This is a genomic window from Microvirga massiliensis (assembly GCF_001006805.1).
Lineage (GTDB): Bacteria > Pseudomonadota > Alphaproteobacteria > Rhizobiales > Beijerinckiaceae > Microvirga > Microvirga massiliensis.
The window spans coordinates 133,980-141,803 of record NZ_LN811363.1 but is presented as its reverse complement, the minus strand read 5'-3'; the positions used below and the strand labels follow the sequence as shown (position 1 = coordinate 141,803).

Below are 7,824 nucleotides of genomic sequence, written 5' to 3'. Positions count from 1 at the left end.
AAGAAGCTGCTGCTAAACGAGCTTTGATCTCCCTCCTGCTACATTTACCCGCTCCGCTTGCTCCGACGCAAGTGAGGGCGGCCTGAGTGATCCAGGTGTTGAGATCCTCTCCGCTGCCTGAAGATGACACTGTCCAAGTTCGCACAGAATGTTTGAATTAACGCCGCCCTGGAGTATGGTTAGCATATGCGTCGAAAGCTTCTAATCATGGGGCTGCCCGGAGCGGGCAAAACTACATTGGCTAGGCAGCTGTCCGCGCGACTGAACGCGGTACATTTCAATGCAGATGAAATTAGAGAAAACATAAATAAGGATCTCGGTTTCTCAGATGAGGACCGTGTCGAGCAAGCACGTCGAATGGGCTGGTTGTGCGACAGGGTAGTAAAAACAGGATGTTTTGCTATAGCGGATTTCGTCTGTCCGACCGTGGAGGCCAGAGCAGCTTTCCTCAAAGAAGGCGACGCCTTTATTGTTTGGGTAGACGGAATTGCCAGAAGCCGATTCGAAGATACAAATCGCCTATTTACGCCTCCTGAGCGCTTTGACATCCGGGTGACGCCAGACGGCTCGCCGAAATACTGGGTGGAAGAAATTGCACGACAAGTCAGGCCCGTATTCGATCCCAGGAGGCCCACGGCTCTTATCCTTGGGCGGTATCAGCCGTTTCACGATGGACACAAGGCGTTGGTCGTGGAGGGTTTGCGGCGAGTAGGTCAGGCCTGCATCGCAGTGCGCGATACAGTAGGCATTGACGACAAAAATCCTTTTTCCTTTGAAGATGTGCGATCCAGAATAGAGCATGCATTGAGAGAATTCGAAGGTCAGTTCACAATTGTATCACTGCCGAACATCACAAATGTCTTCTATGGGCGAGACGTCGGATACCTTGTTGAAAGGATTGAATTGAGTGACGGGTTACAGGCTATTTCTGCGTCTGAGATGCGTCGCCTCCTGCAGGATCGGAGGTAAGAAACCATAGTTATGACTGAAGCCTCAAGTCACAAGCATAGTTGTGCATCCAGCGCTAATGAGACCTGTGCGCACTGATGTTAACAGTGGCATCTTGGTATTCGCCAATCGGAATGTTCAGACGGGGTATTCGGCTCGAACCCCATCCTCAATGGCAATGGCTGGGAGCACAGGGCCGGGAGCTAACGAAAGGGCGTTGTCATGTTAACTACCTTCATGACGATGCCGCGCTCGAGCAGCATCTCCTCGATCAGCCGTAGGCTCAACGGGAGCCTGGAATACAGCCGAACGGCATGGGCGATGATCTCGGGTGGGAAGCGGTTGACCTGACTAGGATTTTGAACCAGGCGCATTGAGAGGCTACTGTATGATTGCGGGTCTGGGGAGCTGCTGTGCGATAGCCTTCATAGTCATGGAGGCGGGCGGTCGATAGCCCAGAGCGGAATGGGGCCGCACGCGACTGTCGTGATCCCGCCAGCCGCCGATCACCACCTGCGCTTCCTTGAGGCTGGAGAAGATCTCCAGCTTCAGGCACTCATCCCTGAGCTCTGCTCCGAGATGCCGGCCTCCTTGCAGGCGAGCGCAATGCTTTTGCCCTGCGCGAGTTGCACCTCGATCTGGCGCAACTGCGCGATGATCTGCTCCGAACTAAACCCCTTTCGCGGCACGGATGGATCCTTCGTTCCAGGTCAAGTCTCTCAATCAACTTGGTCCAATTCCACCCAGTCCGGTCACGGTGATGCTTGTAGCTAATGGGCTTTGACGTACCAGTCCACCTACACGGCTCGCTGTCATGCCCGAATTAATGTGACGATGCCGCCCTCTGAACGCCAAGGAGGGTGAGGCGGTCAGAAGGCAAGGGCGTTTGACAGTTTATGTGAGCGTTCCGTATCCGGTAGGGCTGGGGCACTAACGGCCAAGCTCAAAAACCGGGCGTCTACCTCGACTATGAGATTTGCCTGGGCCAACCGAGTTACAGCTTCCATTGCCGCTTCGGCTGACAGGCCTAGCTCTTCGGCAGCAAACTTCATGATGTTCGGTGCTGACCGCTGCGCGTCGCAGAAGAGATAGAGCGCACGGTCGCTGCCGGTGAGGATGGTCAGCCGCTCTTCGGCAATCGTCCGGAAATCCCAAATCGCGAGGTGATCCCCGTGATCAACGTATACTAGACCCCGCCCACCTGACTCGGCATACCAGCGCCGCATAGCTTGTTCAGTCCCGTGAATGTACTGGTGCGGGTCTCGCTGGTCGCGGTAGTCGTGCTCAAAGTAGTAGGCTAGGCCATAGAGGTCGGACTCGGGAAGGTCATAGATGTATCTATAGCTGCGGTCCGGACGCACATTGCACAGCCCCAGGTCCGCCGCCGAGACGAAGTTGGGACTAAACCGGTCGAGCCGGATTCCGCCCATTCCCTGTGGTGGATCAAGATGGGTGATCTTATCAATGAGGGCCGACATGATCTTATACTCGTTCGGATCCTCTCCGGGGAAACCGTAGAGAAGATTCCAGTACACCTTCATGCCAACTTCCTTGCACCACTTTAACAGTTGGACATTCTGCAGTGCAGTCGTGCCTTTGCGCATGATTTTTAGGACGCTTGTGCTGAAACTCTCAATCCCTGGCTGAATCGATGTAATTCCAGCGGCGAAGAGTTCCTGAACCTGCACCTTGGTCAGGTTAGCCTTGGTCTCATAGAACAGACCGAGATTAAGATGCCGGCGATGCAACTCAGGCAGCAGATCGCGGAAATAGTGCATGTCGAGGATGTTGTCGACCATTTCGACATGAGCAGGCCGATAGCGCGCAACCTGAGCATCGAGTTCGGCGAGCACACGACTTGCTGATTTACAACGAAATGCCATTGCGGTACCATTGAGCCCACAGAACGTGCAGTGGTGCTTCTCGCCCCACCAGCAGCCCCGGGACGACTCCATCAGAATGCCTGATCCAGACAGCCCAAACATCTCTAGCTGCTCGAAGTAATCGTCGTAGTCGGGCATGGGAAGAGTGTCGAGATCGCGAACTCGTTGGGGAACTAACGAAGTCCATCGCGTCTGGGCATCACGGCGATAAATCACACCCGGGATATCGCTGGGATTCTCACCACTGTCCAGGGCCCGAATAAGGCGCGGAAAGCTGATATCAGCCTCACCGCTGCACACGTAGTCCACAAACGGAAAAAGCCGGTGGACGGCCACCCCCATCTGGTCCTCGCAGTTGGCCCCGCCGAAGACGATCAGCTTGTCTTGGTAACGCTGTTTGAGCCGCTGGGCCAGGGCAAGCGAGGAGACATGCTGGGTGAAGGTGGAAGTGAAGCCGATGACATCGTAAAGTTTCCAGACATCGTCGGCAAGGCATTCCTCGAGGAAGTCTTCAGCCATTGCCCTGGCCCGCTGGAGAACCGCCAATGGCGCCGCGTTGTCGACATAGCGTCCGAATCGCTCGTTAAACGCTGCAACGTACTCACGGTCAGCTTCGGGACGCGAACCAAAAAGCCCCGGTGCGAATACCCAATCACCGGAAAGGCTCTGCGTCGGAGTCCGATCAGCAATGTAGCTGAAGTCACTGTTTCCTAGACGCTGGGCCATGCGCAGGTTCAGATAAAGCACACAGCACTCGTAGCCGATTGCAGCCAGGTGAGATTTAAGTAGGCTTGGCCCGATGGCAGGCCGGACCGCAGCGAAAGGCATATTGACAAGAAGTACCTTCATGCGCGATTCCCAAGTAGCTTTGCAATCTGACCGGTCTTGTTGCCATGGTCGAAATCCAGTACGGCGTCGATAACGTCGTCTGTCGCGACGAGTCCCGGGAAGGTGTTCGGAGCGACGCCGTTCACTCGCACACCTAAATCCCATAGCTCACTGGCCAAGTGGTACGTGAGATGAATCAGCGCTGCTTTGGATGTTGCATAGAGTGCTTGACCGAGGTCGGGGTAAACGAACAATCCAGCACTGCTGGCGATGTTCACCACGTTGCGGCTGTTCCGGATGTTGCCATAGGGATCGGACAGCCAGCATCGCTTTGCCACCTCGATAGTCAGTCGAAGCGGCGCAAGCAGGTTGACGGCCAGCAGCTGATCGGCGCTGTCAACTGCTCCCGGCGTCAGCAGGGGTGACCAGTCACGGCGAGCTGCCGCGTTGACCAGCAGGTCGACCCGTCCGCATGTTTGAACGACTTCATCCACAATCCGAACCACTTCGTCCTGGCTTGCCAGGTTGGCGCGGATCGAAAAAACGGCGGTGTCATTCATGGCGATATCACGATCAGGTTCTAACGGATCAATAAAAAACTGGTCCTGTGTAGCAAAATCGACCGGCGAGTTGTTATGAACGGCGATGAACCAATAATCCGAGGAGCACCGCTCAATTAGGCTACGACCGAGCAGACCACTGGCTCCCGTGAGCAGACAAACCCGCTTCATAGCTGCCACCGTTCGATCTGGTCTTCTCCGTAACGCTCCACTGCTTCCTCAAAAGTGCGATGCACCCACATGATGATCGATGTCCGTGGACGGCGATTTGCCAGGAATGCGTGGAACGAGGTTGGAGTGCACTCAAACGCAACCAAGCTGTTGTTGAGCGGCGGACGGCGGGTAGTAAGAGATTCAGGGTTGCGGCCTGTGAACAATCCGGTTTCACCACCATCGCCGGGCTGCCAGCCTTCGTTCAGGAGGTAGTAGATGACGACCGCCCCGCGAATGGTTTCGATCTTCTCAGACGGTGCGAGAGACCCCGCGCCCGTCTTGAAGTCGCACACAGCTGGATCTGGAAGTCGGATCGAAGTGCGACCCGGTGGCGACACCGGAAACCAGACGGGATTGAAATCTGTGTGAATGAATCCGTTAGCGCCACCCGGGCGGTGGTGGTGAGCGCCGGCAAACACATAGGGCGTCCGTCCGACTGCGAAAAGATCACTCAATAGGTCTCGCCAGGGCGGCGACAAGAACACATTCAACGGGTGACCAAGTTCCTCCGTAATTCCTATTCCGTACGCGTCGTAACCGCGCATCCCCCGCGAAAAGCGTCCGGTCGCTGGAGTTTCGCTCAGGCCGCGGCTTAGTAGCTCCAATATCGCTTCGGCCAGTTCGCTGTAGAAGTCAGCGGTGAACACCTGATCGCTGGTTACGTGCGGAAAGGGCGTGGCGCGGTATAGCCATGGCCGGTCAACCAAAAGGGATGCAAGGTCAGTCATCCAACCCCACCAACTTCACCGCCTCAGCTGAGCAGTCAAGTGTGCGGAAAAAGAAGGTTTGGTAAAGGCGGCCCTCATGCAGGCGGCTACCCCAACCACCAGCTCCGCTGTGCGGGATATCGCCACGCACAAGTATAAGGCGATTGAAGATATTTCCTAATGAGTCGATCAACTGCCAGTTCTCAGCCGGGGTCATCCAGTCGAACTGTCGTTTTGGATCGATGCTGCGCCACATGTGCAAGCCGCCGCTCACCGGTGCGTCCGGGCTTAGGTAAATGATACCTGCCCAGCCATTCGGACCTACCCCGTTCCATTGGTCGGTCACGTGGTTATGTACCCCGTCGCCGAGGCGCTGACCGTTGTCTGGCTTGACGTGAAACGCGCAGTTCCAGAGGCAGGAGCTCACCTGGCCAGACGGGGGTAGAATTGGTTTCGACCATTCGTCGATAGGAAAGGGCGCATTCCAGTGTTCACGGTCGATCGTTTCCCCGGTCGCTTTCTCCAGGGCGCGAAGCAAGTTTGGTGACCTCTTTACGGGACAGTGATCACTTTGGTGGAAGCGAGTGGCCCACCATGTCGATTTCACGCGACCGGCGCGAACCTGCTCTTCATCTTCGTAAGGCGTATAGAATGACTGGCGCAGGGCGTAATCACGTATTGCAACAGGGTCAAGGTAGAAGTCGTCTACCACGATGATCGATCGTCGAGTGCTCATATGAGTTCTCCAGGATCTCGGCCGACTCCATCGCCATTCGCCAGCGTCGGTTCACCTCATCAGACTGTCGCTTCAGGCGCGGCTCGGGAATATCGCTCGCAGCAGTCGGGTCGCCGCCGAGGAACTCCACCACGCGCGCGATCTCCCCGCGATAATTTTGGTCGAGCTGTTCGTACTCGATGGTCAGAACTATGGACCTATTCACCGCGAAGTAACGTTCCCAACCGGCCTGCTGAGCTCCGATAGCCGATTCGAGCATGCTCACTCTGTGGTGATCAAACACTAGCGATCCGACGTCGGCTTCAGGCAGCGGGGCTCCGTCGAACCGGCACCATTCGTTGGTCTCCATTGCTCGGAAAAGCGACAGGGCTTGAGCTCGCCGGTCGTTGCGGACGATGTTGATGAACACAGTACCGGGGAACAGGGCATTGAGGACCGTGCTCGGTTCGCCAGTTACAAAGCAAGCTTTGGCCAGCTCCGATACATGTTCCCAGTGAATCTTCAGGCCATACACCCCATTCGCGGTTGTTCCGTAAGCGAGCGCACTCTGCAGATAAAGCTCGAAGGAACAGTCCGGCGCAAGCGACCAATAGCGCTTCCACATGGTAGTGAAAGCTGGAGCGAAGACCTCTGCCGGCCGACCGACGATCCCGGTTGCCTCGAGGCCTTCACACAACAGCGTGCTTCCTGAGCGCGGAGTAGATGCAACGACGTAAGTGACACGTTCCATCGTTAGGGCGGCTCCGGGCCTATTGGGGGCCGGTTAGGCCGGCGGGGTGGGACGCGATCCGTCAACGGAACGAGGCGCATTCGATCCGCCAACGCCTCGTCGGCCACTGGGCGGTGGACGGTCGGAGGAATGAACAGGGTGCCCAGCTGGGTGGACGGTAACAGCGCCGCGGCTAGCGCGCCAAGGGCGATTGGTTGGATCAACGGTTCGAGCAGGGGGTGCGGGGCAGAGGTGGCTAGTACAACTTCGTGGCTGGGAGGATAAAAAGCCAGCAGGTAGTCTTGCAAGAGACGCAGGCTCTCCAGCTTGCGTTCGCCCGGATGACTATATGGGTTGGCGACCATCGGCGCCTGCGTGATTATGCAGGCCACGTCGGGTTGCAAGGGCCGCCGTCGGACCAGAAGATCAGTTGCCTCATACAGTTGCAAGCCGTCAAAGCCAGGATCGACGCCGAGATCGCATAGTAGGGTATCAAGGAAAGATATGCCTGGTAGCACTTCGACCTTGAGATCGAGCACGATAGCCGCTCGTTGAATGAGCGTCGTCGGGTAGCAGAACATCGTCGGGTGACCGTAGGTCGCGAAGCAGACCGGCGCATGAGCGGTGGCCGCGGCGACAACCTCGGTGGCCATCCGACGGTAGGAAAGGACCCGATGTTTTCGCGCTTCGTCCGGCGTACTTAAGTCGACCACATCGGGACCAAGCGACTTGAGGTACTCCACCATGCCGGTCCCAGTATCGGCCACGAAGACCTGTGTGCAGCGACGGATCGTCTCCTCGACCTGACGGGTAAGTTGATGCAGGCCGGCGATTCCAAGCCCTACGATTGCGATGTCACACCGTAGACGCTCCTTGGCGGTCGTCCGAGATTGTTCATCAGCCGGTCGACGGCGACGCGTCTTAGCAGTCATCCGAGGTTCTCCATAAGCCGGTCGACGGCAGCCCGGCGTTCATCGTGATTCGTCGCGGCGCGTAACGCTTCGACGGCGGCGACAACTTGTGGGTCGCGCACAAACTGTTCGAGCACGATGTCGTGCCGAAGCCCGGACATCCCGAGAAAGGTGATGGGCGTGCGGATGACGACCCCGGGCGAGGGCGGATCGCCTACGCCCGGCACTACACCCGTATGCGGCGTCGGGAAAATTCCCGGCGGTGGCGGTGGCGGCGGCGGCGGCGGTGGCGGCGGCCGTGGCGGTGGCGGCGGCGGTGGCGGTGGTGG

8 protein-coding genes and 3 pseudogenes are annotated in these 7,824 nt (G+C 57.4%); 1 reads left to right on the top strand and 10 read right to left on the bottom strand.

Annotated features, from left to right (window positions below; all coding sequences use genetic code 11):
• Positions 1-186: 186 nt before the first annotated feature.
• The gene (locus BN1233_RS45195; protein WP_046867882.1) at positions 187-969 is read left to right on the top strand and encodes an adenylyl-sulfate kinase; all 783 of its coding nucleotides are present in this window, start codon (positions 187-189) and stop codon (positions 967-969) included.
• A gap of 221 nt (positions 970-1,190) precedes the next feature.
• Here BN1233_RS45195 and BN1233_RS46235 read toward each other — a convergent pair.
• The 10 genes and pseudogenes from BN1233_RS46235 to BN1233_RS48720 form a co-directional block, all read right to left on the bottom strand.
• Positions 1,191-1,322 (bottom strand): annotated as a pseudogene (locus BN1233_RS46235) (IS6 family transposase); the annotation flags it as partial.
• 7 nt (positions 1,323-1,329) lie between these two features.
• Positions 1,330-1,518 (bottom strand): annotated as a pseudogene (locus BN1233_RS45190) (integrase core domain-containing protein); the annotation flags it as partial.
• Positions 1,515-1,637, bottom strand: a pseudogene (locus BN1233_RS47665) (IS3 family transposase); the annotation flags it as partial. The pseudogenes BN1233_RS45190 and BN1233_RS47665, both read right to left, overlap by 4 nt.
• Before the next feature lie 180 nt (positions 1,638-1,817).
• Entirely contained in the window at positions 1,818-3,680 is a 1,863-nt protein-coding gene (locus BN1233_RS33015; RefSeq protein ID WP_048709753.1) for a RiPP maturation radical SAM C-methyltransferase, read from the bottom strand.
• On the bottom strand, positions 3,677-4,390 hold the full coding sequence (locus BN1233_RS33010; protein WP_046867880.1) for an SDR family oxidoreductase: 714 nt from the start codon (positions 4,388-4,390) through the stop codon (positions 3,677-3,679). The genes BN1233_RS33015 and BN1233_RS33010 overlap by 4 nt, the downstream gene beginning before the upstream one ends.
• On the bottom strand, positions 4,387-5,160 hold the full coding sequence (locus BN1233_RS44295) for a 2OG-Fe(II) oxygenase family protein (protein WP_046867879.1): 774 nt from the start codon (positions 5,158-5,160) through the stop codon (positions 4,387-4,389). The genes BN1233_RS33010 and BN1233_RS44295 overlap by 4 nt, the downstream gene beginning before the upstream one ends.
• On the bottom strand, positions 5,153-5,875 hold the full coding sequence (locus tag BN1233_RS33000; RefSeq protein WP_147707687.1) for a hypothetical protein: 723 nt from the start codon (positions 5,873-5,875) through the stop codon (positions 5,153-5,155). The genes BN1233_RS44295 and BN1233_RS33000 overlap by 8 nt, the downstream gene beginning before the upstream one ends.
• Positions 5,829-6,605, bottom strand: a complete 777-nt coding sequence (locus tag BN1233_RS32995) for a Stf0 family sulfotransferase (protein ID WP_046867877.1) — start codon at positions 6,603-6,605, stop codon at positions 5,829-5,831. Before BN1233_RS32995 ends, BN1233_RS33000 begins: the two co-directional genes overlap by 47 nt.
• Positions 6,606-6,607: 2 nt before the next feature.
• Positions 6,608-7,516, bottom strand: coding sequence for an SAM-dependent methyltransferase (locus BN1233_RS43650; protein ID WP_048709744.1), 909 nt, complete (start codon positions 7,514-7,516; stop codon positions 6,608-6,610).
• Positions 7,513-7,824: hypothetical protein (locus BN1233_RS48720; protein WP_210168231.1), on the bottom strand; the 312-nt coding region annotated here is incomplete at its 5' end. The genes BN1233_RS48720 and BN1233_RS43650, both read right to left, overlap by 4 nt.